This window comes from Halomonas sp. AOP27-A1-41 (genome assembly GCF_052378605.1).
In the GTDB taxonomy this organism is placed as follows: domain Bacteria; phylum Pseudomonadota; class Gammaproteobacteria; order Pseudomonadales; family Halomonadaceae; genus Vreelandella; species Vreelandella citrativorans.
Genome location: NZ_JBQSXT010000004.1, coordinates 21,197 through 43,448 on the forward strand (window position 1 = coordinate 21,197; position 22,252 = coordinate 43,448).

General features: G+C 54.8%; 20 protein-coding genes. 13 read left to right on the plus strand and 7 right to left on the minus strand.

Going from position 1 to position 22,252, the window contains the following annotated elements; all coding sequences use genetic code 11:
- Position 1: 1 nt before the first annotated feature.
- Both cyoA and ACT3TC_RS04315 read right to left on the minus strand, forming a co-directional pair.
- Positions 2-988 (minus strand): ubiquinol oxidase subunit II, encoded by a 987-nt coding sequence (gene cyoA, locus ACT3TC_RS04310; protein ID WP_193054003.1) that lies wholly within the window; start codon positions 986-988, stop codon positions 2-4.
- Between the two features lie 278 nt (positions 989-1,266).
- On the minus strand, positions 1,267-2,058 hold the full coding sequence (locus ACT3TC_RS04315) for a DeoR/GlpR family DNA-binding transcription regulator (protein WP_444639261.1): 792 nt from the start codon (positions 2,056-2,058) through the stop codon (positions 1,267-1,269).
- Between the two features lie 304 nt (positions 2,059-2,362).
- On the opposite strand from ACT3TC_RS04315, the gene ACT3TC_RS04320 reads away from it, so the two are divergent.
- The 8 genes from ACT3TC_RS04320 (at position 2,363) to ACT3TC_RS04355 (ending at position 10,553) form a co-directional block, all read left to right on the plus strand.
- The gene (locus tag ACT3TC_RS04320; RefSeq protein ID WP_444622372.1) at positions 2,363-3,205 is read left to right on the plus strand and encodes an outer membrane protein OmpK; all 843 of its coding nucleotides are present in this window, start codon (positions 2,363-2,365) and stop codon (positions 3,203-3,205) included.
- A 54-nt stretch (positions 3,206-3,259) separates the two neighbouring features.
- The gene (locus tag ACT3TC_RS04325; protein WP_172118017.1) at positions 3,260-4,543 is read left to right on the plus strand and encodes a NupC/NupG family nucleoside CNT transporter; all 1,284 of its coding nucleotides are present in this window, start codon (positions 3,260-3,262) and stop codon (positions 4,541-4,543) included.
- Between the two features lie 86 nt (positions 4,544-4,629).
- A complete protein-coding gene (deoC, locus tag ACT3TC_RS04330; RefSeq protein ID WP_172118018.1) occupies positions 4,630-5,421 on the plus strand; it encodes a deoxyribose-phosphate aldolase in 792 nt (263 codons plus the stop codon).
- Position 5,422: 1 nt separating this feature from the next.
- The gene (gene deoA, locus ACT3TC_RS04335; protein WP_444639262.1) at positions 5,423-6,751 is read left to right on the plus strand and encodes a thymidine phosphorylase; all 1,329 of its coding nucleotides are present in this window, start codon (positions 5,423-5,425) and stop codon (positions 6,749-6,751) included.
- A 27-nt stretch (positions 6,752-6,778) separates the two neighbouring features.
- Complete coding sequence (locus tag ACT3TC_RS04340; RefSeq protein ID WP_444639263.1) at positions 6,779-8,023, plus strand: phosphopentomutase; 1,245 nt, start codon at positions 6,779-6,781, stop codon at positions 8,021-8,023.
- Between the two features lie 32 nt (positions 8,024-8,055).
- Positions 8,056-8,781 carry a purine-nucleoside phosphorylase gene (gene deoD, locus ACT3TC_RS04345; RefSeq protein WP_444622368.1) on the plus strand — a complete coding sequence of 242 codons (726 nt, stop codon included), beginning with the start codon at positions 8,056-8,058 and terminating at the stop codon, positions 8,779-8,781.
- 24 nt (positions 8,782-8,805) lie between these two features.
- Entirely contained in the window at positions 8,806-9,213 is a 408-nt protein-coding gene (cdd, locus tag ACT3TC_RS04350) for a cytidine deaminase (protein WP_018919042.1), read from the plus strand.
- Between the two features lie 215 nt (positions 9,214-9,428).
- Positions 9,429-10,553: an aminotransferase class V-fold PLP-dependent enzyme gene (locus tag ACT3TC_RS04355; RefSeq protein WP_444639264.1), complete on the plus strand. Its 1,125-nt coding sequence runs from the start codon at positions 9,429-9,431 to the stop codon at positions 10,551-10,553.
- Positions 10,554-10,703: 150 nt separating this feature from the next.
- Here ACT3TC_RS04355 and ACT3TC_RS04360 read toward each other — a convergent pair whose 3' ends face one another.
- Both ACT3TC_RS04360 and ACT3TC_RS04365 read right to left on the minus strand, forming a co-directional pair.
- Positions 10,704-12,140, minus strand: a complete 1,437-nt coding sequence (locus ACT3TC_RS04360; RefSeq protein ID WP_172118024.1) for a hypothetical protein — start codon at positions 12,138-12,140, stop codon at positions 10,704-10,706.
- 565 nt (positions 12,141-12,705) lie between these two features.
- Positions 12,706-15,060, minus strand: a complete 2,355-nt coding sequence (locus tag ACT3TC_RS04365) for a mechanosensitive ion channel family protein (protein ID WP_444639265.1) — start codon at positions 15,058-15,060, stop codon at positions 12,706-12,708.
- 129 nt (positions 15,061-15,189) lie between these two features.
- On the opposite strand from ACT3TC_RS04365, the gene ACT3TC_RS04370 reads away from it, so the two are divergent.
- Entirely contained in the window at positions 15,190-16,194 is a 1,005-nt protein-coding gene (locus tag ACT3TC_RS04370; protein ID WP_444639266.1) for an amidoligase family protein, read from the plus strand.
- Positions 16,195-16,252: 58 nt separating this feature from the next.
- Positions 16,253-16,936, plus strand: coding sequence for a gamma-glutamyl-gamma-aminobutyrate hydrolase family protein (locus ACT3TC_RS04375; RefSeq protein ID WP_087108347.1), 684 nt, complete (start codon positions 16,253-16,255; stop codon positions 16,934-16,936).
- Here ACT3TC_RS04375 and tpx read toward each other — a convergent pair.
- Positions 16,926-17,429, minus strand: a complete 504-nt coding sequence (gene tpx, locus ACT3TC_RS04380) for a thiol peroxidase (protein ID WP_444639268.1) — start codon at positions 17,427-17,429, stop codon at positions 16,926-16,928. The two genes, ACT3TC_RS04375 and tpx, sit on opposite strands and share 11 nt — an antisense overlap.
- 166 nt (positions 17,430-17,595) lie before the next feature.
- Between tpx and ACT3TC_RS04385 the strand changes: the two genes are divergently transcribed.
- Positions 17,596-18,312, plus strand: coding sequence for a glutamine amidotransferase (locus ACT3TC_RS04385; protein WP_444639269.1), 717 nt, complete (start codon positions 17,596-17,598; stop codon positions 18,310-18,312).
- A 34-nt stretch (positions 18,313-18,346) separates the two neighbouring features.
- Here the strand turns inward: ACT3TC_RS04385 and nfi are convergent, their stop codons facing one another.
- Positions 18,347-19,057, minus strand: coding sequence for a deoxyribonuclease V (gene nfi, locus ACT3TC_RS04390; RefSeq protein WP_444639270.1), 711 nt, complete (start codon positions 19,055-19,057; stop codon positions 18,347-18,349).
- A 124-nt stretch (positions 19,058-19,181) separates the two neighbouring features.
- Positions 19,182-20,906, minus strand: a complete 1,725-nt coding sequence (locus tag ACT3TC_RS04395) for a DEAD/DEAH box helicase (protein ID WP_172118031.1) — start codon at positions 20,904-20,906, stop codon at positions 19,182-19,184.
- Positions 20,907-21,437: 531 nt separating this feature from the next.
- Between ACT3TC_RS04395 and ACT3TC_RS04400 the strand changes: the two genes are divergently transcribed.
- Entirely contained in the window at positions 21,438-21,635 is a 198-nt protein-coding gene (locus tag ACT3TC_RS04400) for a CsbD family protein (protein WP_087108335.1), read from the plus strand.
- 122 nt (positions 21,636-21,757) lie between these two features.
- Positions 21,758-22,240, plus strand: coding sequence for a PRC-barrel domain-containing protein (locus ACT3TC_RS04405; protein WP_172118032.1), 483 nt, complete (start codon positions 21,758-21,760; stop codon positions 22,238-22,240).
- The last annotated feature ends 12 nt before the right edge of the window (positions 22,241-22,252 follow it).

The following is a 22,252-nucleotide window of genomic DNA, read 5'->3' on the forward strand; positions in this document are numbered from 1 at the left end:
GTTACTCTCCCGCCTCATTGCTCACAGGTTGGCCTTCTTCAGCCTCGCCACTCGCTTGGTTGTCGGTCGTTTGATAGGCTTCATTGCTATCGATAGCTGGTGCGCGAGGCGCATCTTGAGTGTCGGTTTCAGGATCGCTGCCAGTACGGAAGCTGGAGACCAGACGCTCATAGAACTCAGGTGTAACACTTGCGAAGTACTCAACGGGGTTGAACGAAGAGCGCTCAGCCAATTGTGAGTAGCCTTCTGGGTAGGTCAGCGTTTGTGGTGACTGCCGAACCTCTTCTACCCACGCATCAAAGTCTTCATCTGATGTCGCGTGAGCATCGAAGATCATTCCAGAGAAGCCTGCACCGCTATAGTTGGTCGAACGACCGCTATAGGTACCGATCTCATTAGCTTCGAGATAAACGTCATTATCCATTCCTGCCATGGCATAAATCTGGCTGCCTAGTCGAGGAATGAAGAAAGAGTTCATCACCGAACCGGAGCTCACTCGGAAGCGGACGGGCGTATCAACCGGGAATGCCACTTCATTTACCGTTGCAATACCTTGCTCGGGATAAATGAACAGCCATTTCCAATCAAGTGCCACGACCTGGATTTCAAGCTCAGGTGTATCACTTTCAAGTGCGCGATGGGGGTCAAGGTCGTGTGAACTTTTCCAGGTAATTACGCCCAAAATAGCGACGATTACGACAGGAACTAGCCAAACAATGCCCTCGATCCAGTTAGAGTGCGCCCAGTCAGGAAGGTATTCAGCCATCGTATTGCTACGGCGATAGTACCAGCCAAACACTATCGTCATAACAATAACGGGGATGACCACGATCAGCATCAAGCCAAATGAACTCAGGATCAGTGAACGCTGGGTTTCACCAACGACACCTTTTGGGTCCATCAAGGCCGAGCTACAGCCTGCAAGCAGCAAGCACAGCGCAATGAGCACCAGAGTGCCTGACCTGCGCCAGTAGGAAGGTTGTTGCATGGTGCGATCTCGTCAGAGTTGCGTTACAAAACTAGCCGTCAAACAGCAAGCCAAACGATATGCCATATGTCAGCTAACTAACACCCCATACTCTTCCCAAAACACTCTGCCAAAGGTACTGCCTGTGCTCCGGGAAAAACATGCGCTACCGGGATTAGAAGCAGGTAGCGGATTGAACCGACATCCTAACATGAAGGAGGCCCGCTCTAACCGGCGTATCTTCCTTTGATCCAGGCAACGAATCAAAGCGACGATTTGACGCACCTAGCCGCACCCTCTTAACGCGGTTGTTCATAAGTAGATGAAACAGAAAGGTGGGTAAGCACACGCCCCGTAAAATGGGTAAATAATGCGGGCGCAGCACCCTCATTAGTCACAACAATGTCAAAATCGTTCAATGATGCGAAATAGGCGGGGCGAATCATGCCGATTTTACTCGCGTCGATTACTAATAAGCGCTGCGAAGCACAGGCAATAGCCGCCTGCTTGGGGGCTACTTCATGAAAGTGAAAACAACTAACGCCTCGCGTGCAATCAACCCCAGCAGCTGAAATAAATGCCTTATTGATACCGATACGCTCAATGGCGGCGCGCATGTCATCGCTGCCAAATGATTGTGATGACGCATAAAATAGCCCGCCCAATAGCACCAAACGCACATTGGGTAGCGTCGATACCGCCGTGGCGACATTTAACGCATAGGTCACCACCGTTAGCTCATGAAAATTCCCCAGCTGCCCCAAAAGCGGCACCAGCGTTGAGCCGCAATCAATAAACAGCGTATCGCCCTCTTCAATAAAGCTTGCGGCCCGCTTGCAGAGCAAGTGCTTTAACGGATAGTCGTTGGCTTGCTGCTCCGCCAAATCGTACGCAGGAGTGTTACCTGAGTAACTTGCCATTACCAACCTTCCGCCCAGCAGCGTTAACGCAGAAGGCTGCGTTGAAAGGTCGCGGCGTATGGTCATTTCTGAAACACCGCATAAACTAGCGGCGTCACGTAAATGCAACGTACCACCACCGGCAAGCGTTTCCTGAAGCAATGCCAACCGCTGGGCGCTACGGTCGCTCATACCAGGCGTCTCCTCATTACCGTTATTATTCACTTTATAATGTGTCGTGCATGGCGGGTGCCATGACCCTTGTTACCCAACGGCGTGCTTAGCCTATGGCCGTGACATTAAAGCCGCAAGCTTAACGACTGGAACATGCAAGCCCTCCTGCTATCCCCCGATAGCGGCATCCAAGCAACGTTGGTGTGAGTTTATTGCAAATGGGCGTTAAAAAAATAACATGCAATGTTATAATTATAACATTTCCGCCAGCCCACATAATTCTAACGACGGCCAAACTGTGGCAACCCCTCTTGAGGCTTACATGACTGCTCCGATCTCAATGCGTACGTTTTCATTCACCACCAGCGTTGGCGTTTTAGCCGCTGGCTTGGCACTGGCAACACCGGCAATAGCTGCCGATGCGCCGCCCCAGCCGACGACACCTCTTTGGTCCTTTGCCAATGTCTCGGTTAACTACCTCGACTGGTCTAACGGTACCGAGCGCCGCACGGCCTCCAACGCGGCAAAAAGTGACTTCACCTACGTAGAGATAGAAGGCGGCGCAGGCTTTAGCTGGGGCGAGTTCTACGGTTTCTTTGATTTCGAAAACCCGACCAACGACCAGTTCGATGAATCAAGCGGCGGTAAAGATAACTTCCGCACGGCAGGCAAGGTAACGTCACACATTTATCTGGGGGATACCCCACTGTCGCTTTACGCCCACGTGTACGACTTCCGTGACTACGGCTATAACAGCCGCGAACAAGACCAAATTTTGGGCCTGGGCTACCGCACCACGTTCGCCAACGGTTTATGGTTTAAACCCTTTATTGGCGCAGCACGCGTTCAGAGCGAAAGCTATACTGGCATGAACGGTTACATGGCTGGCTGGGTCGCGGGCTATGACTTCGCCGCCCTTAATCAAAACTTCAGCGTCACCAACTGGCACGAGCAAACGTTTGGCCGCGACAGTGACTACCTGGAGCAGAACTATGTAGGTGGCAAAGCCGGAAGCGTAGGCACCAACGGTGCGCTGAGCCTGTGGTGGCACCCCAGCGATTTGATCACAACGGGCGTTCAGTATCGCTACTCGGAGAATAAGCTCGGCACGCCGAATGCTTATCAAAACGCGATGATTTACTCTATCAAGCTCAACATACTTTAAGCAGGCTCAACTTACTTTAAACGAGCCCCCTTAGCGGACTCAAAGGATTCCCATATGACCCTCCTTATGAGCTTGGTTGGCATGGTCACTCTGGTGGCCATCGCTCTGATTTTTTCTTACGACCGCAAGTCAATTCGTTTGCGTACCGTGCTGGGCGCTTTTGGTATCCAGGCAGCCATCGGGGCGTTTGTCCTCTATGTGCCGTTTGGACAAACCATTTTGCAAACCATTTCCATGGGAGTGAGCCAGGTACTGGTTTACGCCAACGATGGTATTGGCTTTCTGTTTGGTGGCCTGGCTGATGTGGATAACGTTGGCTTTATCTTCGCGATCAAGGTCCTGCCGGTCATTATCTTCTTCTCCTCGCTGATCGCCGTGCTTTACTACATGGGCATCATGCAGTGGGTGATTCGTATTCTGGGTGGCGGGCTGCAAAAGGCGCTCGGCACGTCGCGTACGGAGTCGCTTTCTGCGACCGCCAATATCTTCGTAGGCCAAACCGAAGCGCCGCTGGTGGTACGCCCGTTTATTGCTCGCATGACGCCCTCGCAGCTCTTCGCCGTTATGTGCGGCGGCCTTGCTTCGGTAGCGGGTTCGGTACTTGCCGGTTATGCGCAGTTGGGCATTCCCATGGAGTATCTGGTCGCGGCGTCGTTTATGGCAGCCCCGGGAGGTTTGCTATTCGCCAAGCTGATCATGCCGGAAACCCAGGACGCAACTGACAGCGACAGCATCTCTAAAGTCGAGGAAGAGCTTCAAGAGCAGGAAAACAAACCCGCCAACGTGCTGGATGCTGCTGCCTCAGGCGCTACCTCTGGCCTAATGCTGGCGGCCAATGTTGGCGCCATGCTGCTGGCCTTTATTGCCTTGATCGCACTGATCAACGGTATTTTAGGAGGCGTTGGCGGCTGGTTTGGATTTGAGTCGCTGAGCCTTGAAATGATCCTGGGCTGGCTGTTTGCTCCGCTGGCTTTCATGCTGGGTGTACCATGGGCTGAAGCCACCGTTGCGGGCTCCTTTATTGGCCAGAAGCTAGTGGTTAATGAGTTCGTCGCCTTTATTAACCTGGCCCCCTACATTGATGGGGAGCAGGTGGTTGCCGCGACGGGTCAATTAATGACGCCTCATACCACGGCCTTCTTGTCTTTCGCCCTGTGCGGCTTTGCCAACCTGTCCTCAATCGCTATTTTGTTGGGCGGTTTAGGCAGTATTGCACCGAGCCGTCGCGCTGAAATTGCCCGCTTTGGGGGCAAAGCCGTTCTGGCCGGTACACTGTCCAATTTAATGTCAGCCACTATTGCTGGCTTCTTCATCTCGCTGAGCAGTATTACGACATAACGCAGCGAGTACGACACCATGCAACGGGCGCTGCTGTTTTATCTCGCAGTGCCCGTTTTGTCTTTTATCAATTTTGTGAGAATCCAATGACCGCGACAGCCTCTCCCCACGCCATCCAGGCCGCCCGCCAAGCGCTGAGCTTAATGGATTTGACCAGCCTGAATGACAGCGACACCGACAGCACGATTGAAGCGCTTTGCCAGCAGCTTAAAACGCCTTACGGCAACCCGGCAGCCGTCTGCGTCTATCCGCAATTTATTGTTACCGCTCAACGTGCGCTGACTGCCCACAAACTCAACGAGCTGGTAAAAATCGCGACCGTCACCAACTTCCCGAATGGCGGCGATGACATTATGGCGGCTGCCCGTGAAACCCGCGATGCCGTTGCCTCTGGCGCCCACGAAGTCGATGTGGTGTTCCCCTACCGCACGCTGATGGCAGGTGACGAAGAAACTGGCCTTGAGCTGGTTGAAATGTGTAAAGCCGCCTGCGCAGACCAGGCCCTGTTAAAAGTCATTATCGAGTCAGGCGAACTCAAAGACCCAGCGCTTATCAAACGTGCTAGCGAGCTTGCTATTGAAGGCGGCGCCGACTTTATTAAAACCTCTACCGGCAAAGTGGCCACCAACGCCACGTTGGAAGCCGCCGAAATTATGCTGAACGCGATTAAAGCAAGCGGCAAAGACGTGGGCTTTAAAGCCGCAGGCGGCGTGCGCACCACAGAAGAAGCCGCTGAGTACCTGGCGCTTGCAAGCAACATCATGGGCAGTGCATGGATAACACCGGCACATTTTCGCTTTGGCGCATCGAGTCTTTTAGCCAATTTATTAAACACGCTGGGCGGCGTAGAAAGCGCAGCACCACAGGAAGGCTACTAATATGCTCCCACAGGAATTAATTCGCGAAAAACGCGATGGCAACCCGCTGGCAGCAGCGGACATCAAAACGTTTGTCCAGGGCATTGCCGATGACCGTATCAGCGATGCTCAGATTGGCGCATTCACCATGGCGGTATTTCTTAACGGCATGAGCCGTGAGGAAGTCGTAGCCCTAACCACCGCCACACGTGACTCCGGCCACGTCATGCAGTGGGACTCCTTAAACCTGCCCGGCCCAGTGGTCGATAAGCACTCCACCGGCGGCGTGGGTGATCTGGTGTCTCTAGTACTCGGCCCGTGGGTCGCAGCATGTGGCGCTTTTGTACCGATGATTTCAGGCCGTGGCCTTGGCCACACTGGCGGCACGCTGGACAAGCTTGAGTCGATCCCCGGCTACGACCCCTACCCGGCTCCTGAGCGCTTCAGTGATGTGGTGAAGTCCACTGGTGTGGCGATCATCGGCCAGACCGGCAACCTGGCACCGGCGGATAAGCGTATTTACGGCGTGCGTGACGTTACCGCCACGGTTGAGTCCATTCCGCTAATCACCGCGTCCATTCTGGGTAAGAAGCTTGCTTCCGGCCTCGATGCGCTGGTCATGGATGTCAAAGTCGGCAGTGGCGCGTTTATGCCCACCACCGAAAAATCTCACGAGCTTGCCAAAAGCATCGCCTCGGTGGCCACCCAGGCCGGTACGCCGACGACAGCCCTATTGACCGACATGAGCCAGCCGCTGGCACCGTGCGCAGGCAACGCGGTTGAAATCGTCGAAACGCTGGAACTGCTGCGCGGTGAGCGCCCCAACAGCCGCGTGATGCAAGTCACTCGTGAGCTGGCGGTTGAAATGCTCATGGCAGGCAAACTGGCGAAAAGCCGTGAAGATGCTCTGAGCCAGCTTGAAAAAGCCCTGACCTCGGGTGCCGCAGCCGAAGTATTCGCGCGCATGGTACGTGAGCTGGGCGGCCCGGGTGACTTTATGGAGCGCTCTGACAGCTACCTTGCCAAAGCCAACGTGGTCAAACCCGTATATGCCGAGCAGTCGGGCAATGTGCTGCGCATCGATACCCGCGCAGTGGGCATGAGCGTGGTCGAGCTGGGCGGTGGCCGCCTGCGTAATGACGCCAGGATCGATCATAGCGTGGGCTTTAGTGCGATTGCCGAGCTGGGCACCCAAGTGGATAGCCAGCAGCCGCTAGCCTTCGTTCACGCGCGTAGCGCTGAAGAGGCTGACCGCGCCGCTGCCCAGCTGCGTGCTGCCATCACCATTGGCACGGGCGAAGCGACGATTGATTCACTGCTCCAGGAAACCTATCGCGGTGAAGCGCTTTAATGAGCACCGCCTGACGAGGAAGACGCCATGAAACGTGCAATTGTGCTGGTACTAGACTCCTTCGGCATTGGCAGCGCCGCCGATGCTGCCGCCTTTGGCGATGAAGGCTCGGACACCCTGGGCCACATCGCTGCCGCCTGCGCGCGTGGCGACGCCGATACGGCTGAGCGCTCGGGTCCCTTGAAGCTGCCCAACATGGCCAAACTTGGCCTGTTTCATGCCCACCGGGATAGCACCGGCACGGTTGCCGAAGGCGTTGCCCTCCCCGAGGTGCTTGAAGGCGCCTACGCCCACGCCCAGGAAATTTCCAGCGGCAAGGACACCCCGTCCGGCCACTGGGAAATCGCTGGCGTGCCGGTACGTTTTGACTGGGGTTATTTCAGCGATAAGACCGAAAGCTTTCCACAAGAGCTACTGGACAAGATTGTTCAGGCAGCCGACCTGCCCGGCGTGATCGGCAACTGCCATGCTTCAGGCACCGAGATCATCGCCCGGCTGGGTGATGAGCATGTGCAAACCGGCAAACCGATTGTGTATACCTCAGCGGATTCGGTCTTCCAGATTGCCGCCCACGAGGAGCACTTTGGCCTGGATCGCCTTTACGCGCTGTGCGAAACCGTGCGTGAGCTGCTGGAGCCTTACAATATCGGCCGGGTTATCGCCCGCCCGTTTATAGGTGAAGACAGCACAAGCTTTGCGCGTACCGGTAACCGTCGCGATTACAGCATAGAGCCGCCTTCGCCCACGGTACTGCAAAAGCTCGCCGATGCCGGTGGTGAAATGGTATCGATTGGCAAGATTGCTGATATCTACGCCCACTGCGGCATTACCCACAAGGTCAAAGCCAGCGGCCACGATGCGCTGATGGATGCGACGTTAAGTGAAGTGGCGCGCACCGCTGCTGAAACCAGCGACCGCCCGACCATGATCATGACCAACTTTGTCGATTTCGACTCGGTCTACGGTCATCGCCGTGACGTGCCGGGCTACGCGGCCGCCCTTGAGCACTTTGACGCTCGCCTGCCGGAGCTGCTGGCTGCGTTGAACAATGACGATCTGCTGATTCTTACCGCGGATCACGGCTGCGACCCAAGCTGGGAAGGTACTGAGCACACGCGCGAATACATTCCTGTGATGGTCAGCGGCGCTGGGTTCGTGCCTGGGCCGATGGGCGCGCGCGACACGTTTGCCGATATTGGCCAGACACTGGCGGATTACTTCGCCCTTCCCGCAATGGACGATGGCAAAAGCTTTCTCTCTTATGCTGCCTGATGGCGCTATTTAACAAGACATAAGGAAACCACATGGCTACTCCGCATATTAATGCTGAACAGGGTGATTTCGCGGATACGGTGTTGATGCCCGGCGACCCGCTGCGCGCCAAGTACATTGCCGAAACTTACCTTGATGACGTGCGTCAGGTGAACGACGTGCGTGGCATGCTGGGCTATACCGGCACCTATAAAGGCCGCAAAATTTCCGTGATGGGCCACGGCATGGGTATTCCATCAGTGTCCATCTATGCCAAAGAGCTGATTACCGATTACGGCGTGACGTCGATTATTCGAGTAGGCTCCTGCGGCGCGGTACGCGACGACGTTAACGTTCGTGATGTGGTGATCGGCATGGGTGCGTGCACGGATTCCAAGGTGAACCGCATGCGCTTTAACGACCACGACTTTGCCGCGATTGCGGATTTTGAGCTGACAAGCCACGCCGTAGCCGCCGCCAAAGCGCAAAACGTGCCGGTGAAAGTGGGCAACATTTTCTCCGCCGATCTGTTTTACAACCCGCAGACCGATATGGCCGAGCTGATGAAGCGCTACGGCATTGTAGGCGTTGAGATGGAAGCGGCTGGCCTTTACGGCGTTGCCGCCGAGTTCGGTGCCCGCGCGCTGACCATCTGCACCGTATCGGATCATATTTTGAAAGGTGAAGCGCTCTCCAGCGCCGATCGTCAAACGACGTTCAACGATATGATGATCATCGCGCTGGATACCGTCCTGCGTGATGACGCCGCCAACGCCTAAGTGGGTTAAACCGAGGAATCATCTATGAGCCAAGCAGACTCTGCGCTGGTCAACACGCTGCTTGATGCATTGAACAATGCCTACGTTCCGTACTCCGACCACCCGGTGGCATCCATCATGGAGTGCCCGGACGGCCAGCAGTTTGTAGGCGCTAACGTCGAAGTCGCTCACTACAAGGGGCTTTGTGCGGAAGCATCGGCCATTAGCGCGATGGTAACCGCTGGCCAGCGCGAGCTTGCCAAGGTGTATGTAATGGGGCCAGGCGAGCACCTGTGCACGCCCTGTGGGGATTGCCGTCAGCGTATTCGTGAGTTCGCTACCCCCGATACGCAAATCATGGTTATCTCCCGCCAGGGTGAGGTGCTCAAAACCTACACTATGGAAACATTACTGCCGGACGCCTTTGGCCCCGAGCAATTGCCTCAACGCTAGGCCGCATTCATTACTGCGGTTAGCCGCATCAGGCTGGTTGTCACTCTGCCGCCGTCTTCATGACGGCGGTTTTTTATTGCCTTGCGAACCACACTGCCAGCACTGGCCTCGCCTAACAATTCCTCGTACTCTATTTCCTCGGGCTCTAATTCCTCAAACCCTGTAAGGCACTTTATCTCGCGTGAACTGTACGCTTACTCATTAAGGAGAACGCCATGGCGGCCCTACTGCCCAACGTTGATCCCACCGGACTGCTTGAATACTCGGTGGTGTATACCGACCGTTCGCTCAACCACATGTCGCAGCAGTTTCAAGGCGTCATGCGCGATATTTCGACCACGCTGAAAGAGGTCTATAACGCCCATGCAACGGCCATTGTTCCCGGTAGCGGGACGTTTGGCATGGAAGCGGTCGCACGTCAGTTCGCCCTGGATCAGAAAACCCTGGTGATTCGTAACGGCTGGTTCAGCTACCGCTGGACGCAGATTATCGAGATGGGCCGTTTAACCGACCAACACACGGTACTCAAAGCACGCCGCGTGACGGCTGATGACCCGCAGTCGCCGTTTACGCCTGTACCTGCGGAAGAAGCCGCCGAGCGTATCCGCCAGGAAAAACCCGCTGTGGTGTTTGCCCCCCAGGTAGAAACCTCTGCGGGTCTACTGCTGCCCGATGACTATATTCGTACCGTGGCGCAAGCGACGCGTGAGGTGGGTGGCCTGTTTGTGCTGGACGCCATTGCCGCAGGCACCCTGTGGGTGGATATGCAGGGTTTGGGCATCGATGTGGTGGTAAGCGCTCCGCAAAAGGGCTGGAGCGGTTCACCCTGCTGCGCCATGGTCATGCTTTCCGAACGCGCCACACAGCGCTTAAGCGAAACGCAAAGCAACAGCTTTGCCTGCGATTTAGCCAAATGGCATTCGATCATGCAGGCCTACGAAAACGGTGGGCATGCCTACCACGCCACCATGCCAACGGATGCCTTGCGCCAGCTGCGCGATATCATGCAGGAAACTCGCGAATACGGCTTTGCCAAGGTGAAGCAAGAGCAGCAGGCCATTGGTCAGGGCGTTCGGGGCATGCTCGCACGCCACGGGTTTATCAGCGTTGCCGCTGAAGGCTTCGAAGCGCCGGGTGTCGTGGTCAGCTACACCGACGACGCCGGGCTTGTCGGCAAGTTTGCCCAAGCGGGCGTTCAAGTGGCGGGCGGTGTGCCCTTAATGTGCGATGAAGGTGATAACTTCCAGACCTTTCGTATCGGCCTGTTTGGGCTGGATAAACTGCATCACACTAAACGCAGCGTGGACAACCTGGAAAAGGCCCTTAATTCATTCAATTAATCAGCCGTTACACAGTGCTTAACGCTGACTATATCCGCTCAGAGGCGTCTTTTCGGGCGCCTCTGAGTGAATCGCTTGCAGCTGGCTGGCACTCGATGCACAGAGGCTGTATGTAAGGGCTGAATTAAGAACTGAGTTTAAGAAATGGCTTCAAGGGCTGAGCTCACTGGATGTGCCTTCTGAGGCGCCACTTTCAGCAACTTTTTCGACATCGACAATGCCTGAGCGACTAACCACCACCTTCCAGCGCGCCAGGTAGGGGGCATCTTCACTGCCGGTTTCACGCACCACAAGGTTGAACAAATGGCGCCGCTCAACGCTTTCACGTACGGCCTGGCCATCTTTTAACCGAAAGATATGATGCTTCTCTTTGCTCATTAAGCGGGTCAGCATCAAGAGATCAATATACAGCGTCTCTCGCGTATGCTCGTAACCACTCAAAAACCGCGTGGGCGACATACGCGAACTGGAGCGGTAATGCAGCACATCCTCTTCCCGCTCAGCCACGGTCCGCCTTCGCATCTGCTTGATGTCTTCATTCAGGGCGGTGTAGCGCTTGTAATCAAACCATTCAAGCTGACGCCCCACCAGCGCATTACGCGTTGGGTCAACGTATTGGCGACGCCATTTTGGCCGCCCCCGACGCAGCAGGCGCCAAAGCGTATTGCGCAGGTCGTCCTTAAACACTTCACGCAAGGCATACAGCAGCGCCATGGCAAGCACAAACAGCGCCGTAATATCGCCAACGACTTCGCGTACGCGCAATACTCCCAGCGTGACACAGGCCATTACCAGTGCGGTTGCCAACGCTTTTACGGCTTTTTGCTCACCGCCGCCTAACTCCAGCGCCTCCTGCTTCAAGGTAATCGGATATTCAATCAAGCGGCGTAGCAAGCGCATTTTATTCGACATGCGTGTTGGATCTTCCATCACACGCTCTGAGTTGTACTTCTGTTCGCGTCGATACTCACTTTCACGCTCGCACACATTGATAAACTGGCGCTTGATATCACTAAACTCGCCACCTCTTGGCATATAGGCCACTAGTGAAAGCAGCTGCTGCTCAGTAAACCAGGAGAGATAGTTATCGATATTGGCGAAATATTTGTATAAACGCTCATCCGTGGGTTGATTGCGGCGCATCTTCCTTAAAATGCTTTCGCTGAGCTTCTGCATTTCATTCAGTTGCTCACACAGCTCTTCTCTTAGCGTCTGCACATCGCTGGACTCTTTTTGCCGCTCGCTACGCAGTTTGCGCTCGCGGACCAGCATTTTTTGAGTCGTCCGCTCCATGGCAGTCACATACTGATACGCATAAAGACTTAAGCTTAATCGGTAAGATTCGCTGCCCAACTGATTACGGCTGGCGAGCCGGCTATGCACTAGCGGCAGGTGGTAGGCATCGCTATAGTACGTCCGCGAGACACTAATGGATGAGTGATAAAATGCCTCTTCCGAGATGACGTGAGCATTTAAACCCAGCTCGCCAGGTACAAAAAGATAGACGTCAAGCCTATGCGATGTCTCCTCCTTGAGCCGCCGTGTAAGGCGTAGCTGGTAGCTATTTTTACGCTCGACGTTAATCACCTGGTCAATCTCCTACTTCATTGCCTTGAGCGATGATATACCATGACACCAATTGTCATGGTGGTCCGCTTCGTGCGGGGATGGTTTACTTTTACCCTTTGGAGCCTGGGAATGCCCATTGCCCGTTTCTCCCCCTTTGAGATGCAAACCTATCGATAAAATAGGCACACTCTCTGGTGTTACCCTCCAACCCTAAAAGAACAATGCACCTATGTGGGATTTGTACCAACGCCTTAACGTTCCACCCCAAGCAAACGATGAAGAGCTACAGCAAGCCGTTGCTCGCTGCCCCAACAGCACTTTGCACCAAGCGCCGTCGCTAAGCGGCGTGCAGACTACGATAAGCTGCACGCCACACTGAGGATGGTGTTGCCAACGATTTTTCAGTACCGCCTGACGAGATAGTTTCCCGTCACGATAAATTGGTCGACCGCGTCAGCCACGTCGTAAAACTCTACAACCGTTGGCGTGGCTTGCGCGGCGCTTGGCTACTCATTGCGATTTTCACCATCGGTACAGGCCTGGGGATTGCGCTGGGGCTCACCTTGAGCCAGACGATTGCGGCTTAAGGTGAGCCGCGATACGTCCTCCCCTCATCACGCGCTATCTCTGCTTGAGTAGGCTGCGGGGCGGGCTTGGGCGGTGCAGGCTTTTTATTGGCCTCGTGCTCACCCGTTGTAGCTTCCCCATTATCAAGCGATAGGTCGGTGCCTCCGGTCGGCGGCTCCATATGGTCTTCTGAGCGCGCTTCCATGCTGACACTTAGACGCGGCACACCCAAATCGATGGACTGCGCTTCCATCCTCTGTTTAAGCAGTAGATTAAAAGCCCGCGAAACATCCCACTGCATTTCAGGAGCGGTCCGAAAGCGCATGCGCAAGATAGGGCAGCCCTCTTCAAATCCCTGGACCCCCTGCATTTCAAGCGGCGACCAGATGTAATGACGCATCATCGGGTCATTGCGCAGCTCCTGGGCGGTTTCCTGCATTAGCGTAATGGCATCATCAATTTTCATATCATAGGGAATGCGTATCCGCATTAGCGCAATGCCAAACTGACGCGACATATTGTGGATCGATTCAATACGACTAAAGGTAATAATATGTACCACGCCATCCAGGTCGCGTAACCGCACGGTACGCAGAGTCAGCCCTTCTACCGTCCCCATATGGTTGTTGATGCGCACAAAATCATCCACCGCCAACGAATCTTCAATCAGAATAAAGATGCCGGTAATCAAATCCTGAACCAACGTCTGTGCGCCAAAACCTATCGCCAAGCCGATCACACCGGCACCCGCCAGCAGCGGTGTCACGTTCACCCCCAGGTTAGCCAGCCCGACAATAAACGCGATAATCAAAATGGCGACAAAGATCACGTTGCGAATCATCGGCGTGATGGTTTGCGCCCGCGCCTGGTTAACCCGCCGACCACGAGCGCGGCCCGAGGAAGTCAGTGCCCGCTGAATGGCCGTGTCGGCAAATATCCACACCAACCATGCCAACAAAATTGTTGCCCCCAGGCTAACCAGCGCTTGGCCGATACGCGTACTGGCCACCGCTTCTTGACCTAGCCCAAACAGCGATCCTCCCCACACTTGCATGGAGAGTTCAGCAAATACCATCCATGAACAGATATGCGCCAACACAAACCCAAAGCGCTCGAGGCGTTTTCGGTACTGGCTAAAGCGCCGACGGCGACGCTTACTCAAGCGCTCGGATTGACGGCGTATCAACCCGGTAACCACCAGGGTAAGTACCAGCAAACTCGCAGAAATTATCGAACGTGCCAGCGCGGTCCCGACATCGCCCACGGTGATAAAAATCGCCAATAACGAGCCGCCCACCAGTAGCAGTGCCGGGATATGCCATAAGCCGCCCAGGGTACGAACCATCTCAACAGCCGTGCTGGCCTCCCGGCGCTGCTTATAGGGCCGATTACAAATGAGATGGCGTACTGGCTGCTTGAACTTGATAATAAAGCGCGCAGCCAGCAGCGCGGCCAGCATATTGGACAGCATCGAAACAAGGCTTGAGAGTTCGGTCCCCAGTAGATCCACCAGGCGTGCTGAATTTACCGCATCGCCCAAAGCGATCAACGCCCCGATCACAAACAGCCCACGCAGTGCCTGCTGCTGCAACAGCTGCACAGCGGTAAAGCGGTGCCCTCGACTAAAGAAGGCAATGACGGTCTCAAACACTACCGATAACGCACGCCCAAACAGGCAGACATACGCAATAACCAACACCACCGTGCGCCCTGGGCTGTAGGGCAGCAGTTGGGCAATGCCCAGGATAATCGCAAAGGCCAGTGCCCAAGGCAGCATGCGGCGTAGAAAATGCGCCGCCAGCAACCACGCCTTGGGGTCACGAGGCAAATCCAGGGGCCACTCTCGGCGCGTCGCAACCAAGCGGCCAAAGGCAATCATCAGTACCAGCAGCGTGACCCAGATAATCCCCATCACTGCGCCGTCAACAACTTCACGGATCGCCTGCCCGCGGTCCGTGCCAGCATTTAAGGCACGCAGATCAGCGGCCCCTTGCACCAGTTGCCGTGACCACTCATCAATCGGTGAGTTGCCTGCCTGGGCCTGTTCGCCGAGATCCGTTAGCGTGTCGGCAAGCGCGCCCAGCAGCCCCTGGCGTACGATGCCTTCCTCTTGAGTAGCATCCGTTGTTACCTGTAGCTCGCGCAGCGAGTTAAGCAGCGCCGTACGCTGCTCTTCATTGTCGAGCATGGCGATAACATCATTCAGCGAGCGTTGGAATTCATCACTGCTGACCTCTTCTTCCTGGTTCGGCTCATTTCCACTTAAACCGGAAAGCGAGACGACCTGGGCCTGAACCTGAGCCGCCATTACGCTGACCAGTACCGTTAACGCAATGTAAATGGCAGTGTTAATTATCCAGTGCTGTCGCACACCATGCTCCTAAAATGGACTCAAAAATGACACCGCGCCTACTCCCTCTCGCCTCCCGGAATCCGCTCAGCCTACCTGCGCGACTATGATAGGCTGATAGTCTAAACGTTCACCTCACAGGATGCCGAGATGACGCTGCAAGCTCCCCCGAACCGGTTAAATAGCGACGGTAAAGTACGCCGTGTGGGCATTGAGATCGAATTTGCCGGCTTGCCACCCCACGACACTGCATTAGTGGTCCGCGATCTGTTTAAAGGTGAGCTTAACGTGGTAAGCCCCCACCGGCTACTGGTTGAGGGAACCCGCTGGGGTGTATTTGGCATTGAGCTTGATACCCAGTATGCCCACCCCGATCAGGCATTGCTTGAAGAGCAGGCCAACCAGGATAGCGAATGGGAGCGGCATCGGCACCAGCGCCGTCTGGAATTTCACCAAAAGACCCGCGAATTTATTGGCGACATGGTAACAGGCCTGGTGCCCACCGAGCTTATTTGTCCGCCGGTGCCGTGGAATGAACTTGAAGAGCTGGATACTATTTTTCAAGCATTACGCGACCAGGGTGCAAAAGGCACAGATGCTAGCCTGCTGTATGGTTTTGGTTTGCATCTTAATCTGGAGGTAGCGCGTCTGGACGTTGACTACCTGCTGGCGGTGCTGCGTGCTTATCTCTTGCTGGCCCATTGGCTGCGCGATGAGATCAAAGTGGATATCACCCGTGAAGTGTTGCCCCATGCTAATCCCTTCCCCAAGGAGTACGCGTTAAAGGTGCTGGATAGGCGCTACCAGCCAGACCTTGCAGCGTTTATTAACGATTACCTGCACTATAACGCCACGCGCAATCGTGAGTTTGACCTACTGCCATTATTTGCCTATTTGTGTCCAGAGCATCCTCACGCGCTGCTGCATACCAAACTTATAAAACCGCGCCCCACGTTTCATTACCGATTGCCCAATGCACAGCTCTCTCAGCCAGGCTGGGGGGCGGTAGTGGAATGGAACCGCTGGGTTGAAGTGGAACAACTCGCGGCGGACACTCCGCTTCTTCAAACACGCTGCGATGAATATATCGCCAAGCAAAATCGACCGTTCATGATGCGCTTAAAAGACAAACTGACAACGTGGATGCGCCGTTAAGACAGCGTTCCATGTCAGCAGCACGGCTATTTTTGACGACTCAAGAGAACCTATCTGAATGCAACGGCCGCTTATTGGAATTACTACCTCGGATTATAAAAGCCACCTTGCCTGGTGGTTTGACTGGTTTGCCGTATGGCGGCATGGCGGAAAACCCTTACGGCTATCCCCTTCCCGCCCGTTACCAGCGTATCTGGATGGGTTAATTATTGGCGGTGGCGATGATATTCAGGCGACCCTTTACGGCGGTGAACTCCAGCTGGATGTACGCCTTGACCCAGCACGCGACGCCCTGGAACTTGCCTTACTCGAACGATTCATTCCCTTAAACACACCCGTTTTGGGTATTTGCCGAGGTGCGCAATTAATCAACGTGCATTTAGGCGGCACGCTGGACCCCGATATTTACACCACCCACGAAGGCTTAAAACGTCGACGCACAGTGCTTCCCCGTAAGACGGTCGATATCGTGGGGGCAAGCCAACTGTATCAACTACTCGGCGTCACCTGGTGCCGGGTAAATAGCCTTCATCATCAGGCCGTTAACCAAGCGGGCCAAGGGATAGAGATTGTCGCGCGTGACCGTGATGGCCTGGTGCAAGGCATCGAATCGCGCGAACATGATTTTTTAATTGGGGTTCAATGGCATCCCGAATGGTTGATATTTAACCGACCCCAGCAGCGCCTGATTAGTGCGCTGCTGGAGGCCGCTAAACGTTGTCAGCAGTCAGCTACGCCGTAAGTACGGCCAGTGCCGCATCGTAGTTCGGTTCATTTTTGATTTCGCTGACCAGCTCGCTATGCAGTACGCGATTATCGCTATCCAGCACCACCACGGCACGTGCACATAAGCCCTCCATAGGGTTATTACGCAGCGCGACACCCCAGGCTTCTAAAAACTCGGGATGGCGGAAGGTGGAAAGCGTTTTAACATTGTCCAACCCTTCCGCACCGCAAAATCGCTGAGCGGCAAAGGGCAAATCAGCTGACACCACCAACACCACGGTATCGTCCAAATTAGAAGCAAGCTCATTAAAACGCCGTGTCGACATGGCGCAGGTCGGCGTGTCGACGCTGGGAATTATATTGAGGACTTTCCGCTTGCCTGCGTAGGTATCCAGCGTTACGTCTTGAAGATGGCCATCGGTTAATACCATCTCTGGCGCGGCTTGATCAACGGAAGGTATTACCCCGGCGACATCCATCGGTTCACCGGCACGCGTCACGTGTTGCATTGTCATCTCCTTATTAAAGCTTAATGAGCAGGGTCGCTCATTATTGGCGTTACTCACTGAATGGCGGTTACATCCTATTCGCCCTGTCGCATAATGACATGCTTTACCCCCCTGGTGCTCGCATCAACAGTGTGCGCACCAGGCTGCCTTTTTCACAGGAATCAATATGGCCTCTGTCGTCATTATTAAAACCGGCGATGCATTTTCTGACGTTGTCGAACAGCACGGTGACTTTGAAACCCTCTTTGAGCAACAGCTAAGCGATACGCTGCCTGAGCATTTAACACTTCGCGTATGGGATGCCCGAAAGAAAACTGCACCGCTACCGCTAAACGCGCTGGCAGGCATTCTCATTACTGGCTCACATAGCATGGTGAGCCACCAAGAGCCCTGGAGCGAACGCTTAAAACCCTGGCTACAGGAGGCGCTTCAAGCGGACATTCCCATGTTAGGCGTTTGCTACGGTCATCAGTTAATGGCAGCGGCTTTTGGAGGTGTCAGCAACTTCCACCCCAAGGGGCGTGAGCTGGGTACGCATAGCGTTACGCTGACGGATGCGGGCCTTCAAGACCCCCTGTTTAGCCAGCTACCCGCGCATTTTGTGGCCCACCTGACCCATGCGCAGTCTGTGTTAGGGCTACCTTCCAAGGCACAGGTGCTGGCCTGTAATTCCCACGATGCGCACCAGGCACTGCGTTACGGACCGCGCCAGTGGAGCGTGCAGTTTCACCCTGAGTTCACTGTACCTGTCATGCGCGCTTATATAGCGCATCAGCGCGAAGTACTGCTTGAACAGCAACAAGACGCAGAGGCAATTGCCGCTCAGGTGGTTGAAACACAGGAGGCTACAAGCTTACTCAAGCGCTTTATCACGCTTTTATAAAACGCTCATCACATGGTCACGTGAGCCAGGCTTTTTAAAACAGCGAATTCTGTGGCTTTTTGACATGCTGGTCGCGCCTTGAAGCCAACCTGTCGGCCAAGCGGGTAGGCTCTGGCAACTTGGTACGCCCCAGGCAACGCATTACCCAATCAAGCGCTGTTTCAAGACTAATGCGGTGGCCAGGCGAGACAAATACCGGCTTCACCTTGTCACGCGAGCGCAGTACGGCGCCAATCGTCTCGTTACCGGCTCGCAGTGGCACCCAATCCCCACGTACCTCGCCTACCTCATCGTGCTTGCCGTAAAGGCGTGATTTGGCAACGCCGATGGTAGGCAGGTCCAGCCACAACCCCAAGTGCGCGGCGATTCCGAGCCTTCTGGGGTGGGCGATCCCTTGGCCATCCACCATGATTAATTCGGGCAGTATATTGAGCCGTTCAAAGGCGCCCAGTGCCGCCGGTATTTCGCGAAAAGAGAGCAGTCCTGGAATATACGGCATTCGCGTCGGCTCACGATGAACAACGTGCTCAACAAGCGTTAAGTCAGGTGCTGTTTGTGGGTCCCACTTGAGCACCACCACGGCTGCCCGTGTGGTATCTCCGTTGTCTTCAAAGCCAATATCCATCCCGGCGATGTGCGTTACCGGCGCAATACGGTCATCAGACTCTAACCGTGTAGCAAGCTCTTTCTGAAGCGCAATAGCCTCTTTAGGCGCCAGGTTCCATTCATGCAAGGCTGCTTTCACTGTCGACTCCCTGTCGCTTTTTTGGCGTGTCATCTTTTAGCGTAGCAAAAAAATGCCCCCGCACCGGAAACCGGTACGAGGGCATTTTAGGCGCGGTTAATACCGCTATCGCATGCTTAAGCGATTACGCTTCGCGGCGACGGATCGGCGCATCGCCATCATCACGACGACGGCGCGGAGCACGCTCAGGCGCACGGTCTTCGCTGATTTCCAACGGACGACCGGCGACACGAGCACGGGCCATCTTGGTCAGAATAGTGGAAGGCAGACCGCTAGGCAGCTCAACCACTGAGAAGGCGTTACGGATATCGATACGACCGATACGCGCACCTTCAATGCCGCCTTCATTCGCCAACGCGCCAACCAGCTGGCCTGGCTTAACGCCATCTTTATGGCCAACGGATACACGGTAGCGAGTCATGCCTTCGCTAGGTGCGCGCGGACGCTCACCACGTTCGCCACGCTCACGGCGAGCACCTGGCTTGGCGCTACCACCTTCACGCGGTGCACGCTCTTTGCGCGGCGCTTGCAAGCGGCCAATCGGCGCTTCATCAGCACGTGCCATGGCAGCAAAAGCGCAGGCCAGTTGAATAGCGTCATGACCTTCTTCTACCAGACGCTCTACCAGTGCCTGCTGCTCTTCGGCACCTTTGGTAAGCGCTGCCACCACACGGTGGTGGAACACTTCGTCACGGTGAGCGCGAATAGCAGCTTCGTCAGGCAGCGGCATTTCGGCCATTTTCTGACCAGTTGCCTGCTCCATCCAACCTACTTTACGGCCTTCACGGAAACCAGCAAAGGTAATCGCGATGCCGCTACGACCAGCACGACCAGTACGGCCGATACGGTGCGTATACGCTTCTGCATCTTGCGGAAGATCGTAGTTGATAACGTGCGTAATGCGCGGCACGTCAAGACCACGGGCAGCAACGTCAGTCGCAATCAGTACGTCGACCTTGCTACGCTTCAGGCGGGTAATCGTACGCTCACGCAGGCTTTGGTCCAGGTCACCGGACAGGCCAGCGGCGTTGACGCCACGAGCCGTCAGTTGCTCAACCAGGGTAGTACAAGCGGCACGAGTACGTACGAAGACAATAGCGGCATCGACCGGCTCGACTTCAAGAATACGCGCCAGCGCTTCAAGCTTGGCACCGCCGTCAACGCGTACAATGCGCTGCTCAATGTTTTCGCCAGTGGTCGTGCGCGACTCAATCGCCACTTTTACCGGGTCAACCAGATAGCGGTTAACAATGCGCTCAATTTCAGTCGGCAGTGTGGCCGAGAAGAACACACGCTGTGCATCTTTCGGGGTATCGGCGACCACGCGTTTTACGTCGTCGATAAAGCCCATGCGCAGCATTTCATCAGCTTCGTCTAATACGAGTGCTGACAGGCCGTCCAGCTTCAAGCTGCCACGGTCCAGGTGATCAATAATACGGCCGGGGGTGCCAACGACAACCTGGGCACCGCGCTTCAGCGCGCCTAACTGTTCACGGTACTCTTGGCCACCACACAGGATGGCCACTTCAAGGCCCTGCAGGTTTTGACCATACTTACTAAATGAGGCTGCAACCTGCTGAGCAAGCTCGCGGGTTGGGGCCATGACTAATACTTGAGGAGCACGACGCTGAAGATCCAGTCGTGACAATAACGGTAAAGCAAATGCTGCGGTTTTACCGGTACCGGTTTGTGCTTGGCCCAGCATATCGCGACCTTCCAGCAACGCAGGAATAGTTTGCGCCTGGATAGGTGAAGGGGTTACATAGCCCTGTGCTTCAACAGCAGACAGAACGGCAGGCAATAGAGCCAGATCGCCGAAGCTCGGCGAGGCGACAGAAGTCGAGGTCATTAATCACACCTTGGTAGGCCGGCAGTACCGGCAAAAGAGCATCGTAAGCGTCTCTGACTCTGACAACGATGTTGCGCTAAAAAGCAGCATCGAAAAACAGGTTCCGTCAATAAGCGGATAATGTCATCAGTGGAGTCGGAGACGCCGGTCGCACCTGGCATACGGTTGGCAAACCTATATATTCTCAAAGGGCCAACCGCTGTGGCGACCTTCTGCGCCGATTTCACCCGTTTGGTGAAATGCTGGAGGCGCGCCATCTTCACAGCAATGAACATCTGCAATCAGCGAGATGTTCCCGCAAGCCTTGCTACGCATCAAATATAAAAACTACGTAGACATCGCTTATCGTCGTGATGGAGGGGTCAACACATGCGAGGAGCGCGCATCCTAACACCTCAAATAATGAATGACCAGCCTTTTTACTACACCTTTTTTACTTCACCCAAAACAAACATCGTCATTTGCACTTGTGTAAATATCGTCTAACTTAATTAGATGCCTCAACACGTTCAGCAATTCAAGGAGTGATGTATGAACTGGGATCAAATTGAAGGCAAGTGGACGGAAATGAAAGGTAAAGCACGCACTAGCTGGGGCGACTTCACCGATGATGAGCTTGATCAGATTGGTGGCAGGAAAGATCAGCTAGTGGGCAAGCTTCAGCAAAAATATGGTCTGACGCGTGAAGAAGCTGAAAGACGTGCTGATGATTGGGCCAACACGCTATAACCCGTCAGCGTCATAAGCCTACTCACTTCTGTTTTAGTCAAATGTTGCAAGTTATTGGCGACTAGCGATGAATGGGCAGCCAATGTTGACCATTCTGTATTTTAGCCACATGGAGAGAAGCTATGCGTAAGACAATGTTAACCACCGCTATCGGTACCGCCCTGTTAGGCAGCCTGGCCTTCGGAGTGCAAGCGTCAGAAGAGCCCCAAGGCATGTACTCCGCCAAAGATATCCTTGACGCTGACGTCTACTTCAACAATGGGTCCGGCGATGAGATCGGTGAAGTCGATAATATCCTGTTCGATGAAGAGATGCGTATCAATGCGCTGGTCATTGAGAGTGGCGCCGTATTAGGCCTTGGTGGTCGTGAGATCGTTGTAGGCACTGATTACTTCTCGCTTGAAACCCACACTGAGAGCGACGGCGATACCGAGCACCGCATTATTCTTGATGCAACCCACGAAGAAGTTGAAGAATTTCCGACCTACAACCATGACTGGTGGGAACAAACGAAAGTAAATGCTCGTGATGCGTGGGAGACTACCCGCGATGGCGCACAAAGCGCTTGGCAATCAACACGTGAAGCCATATCAAATCACGATTAACACCGTTAATCA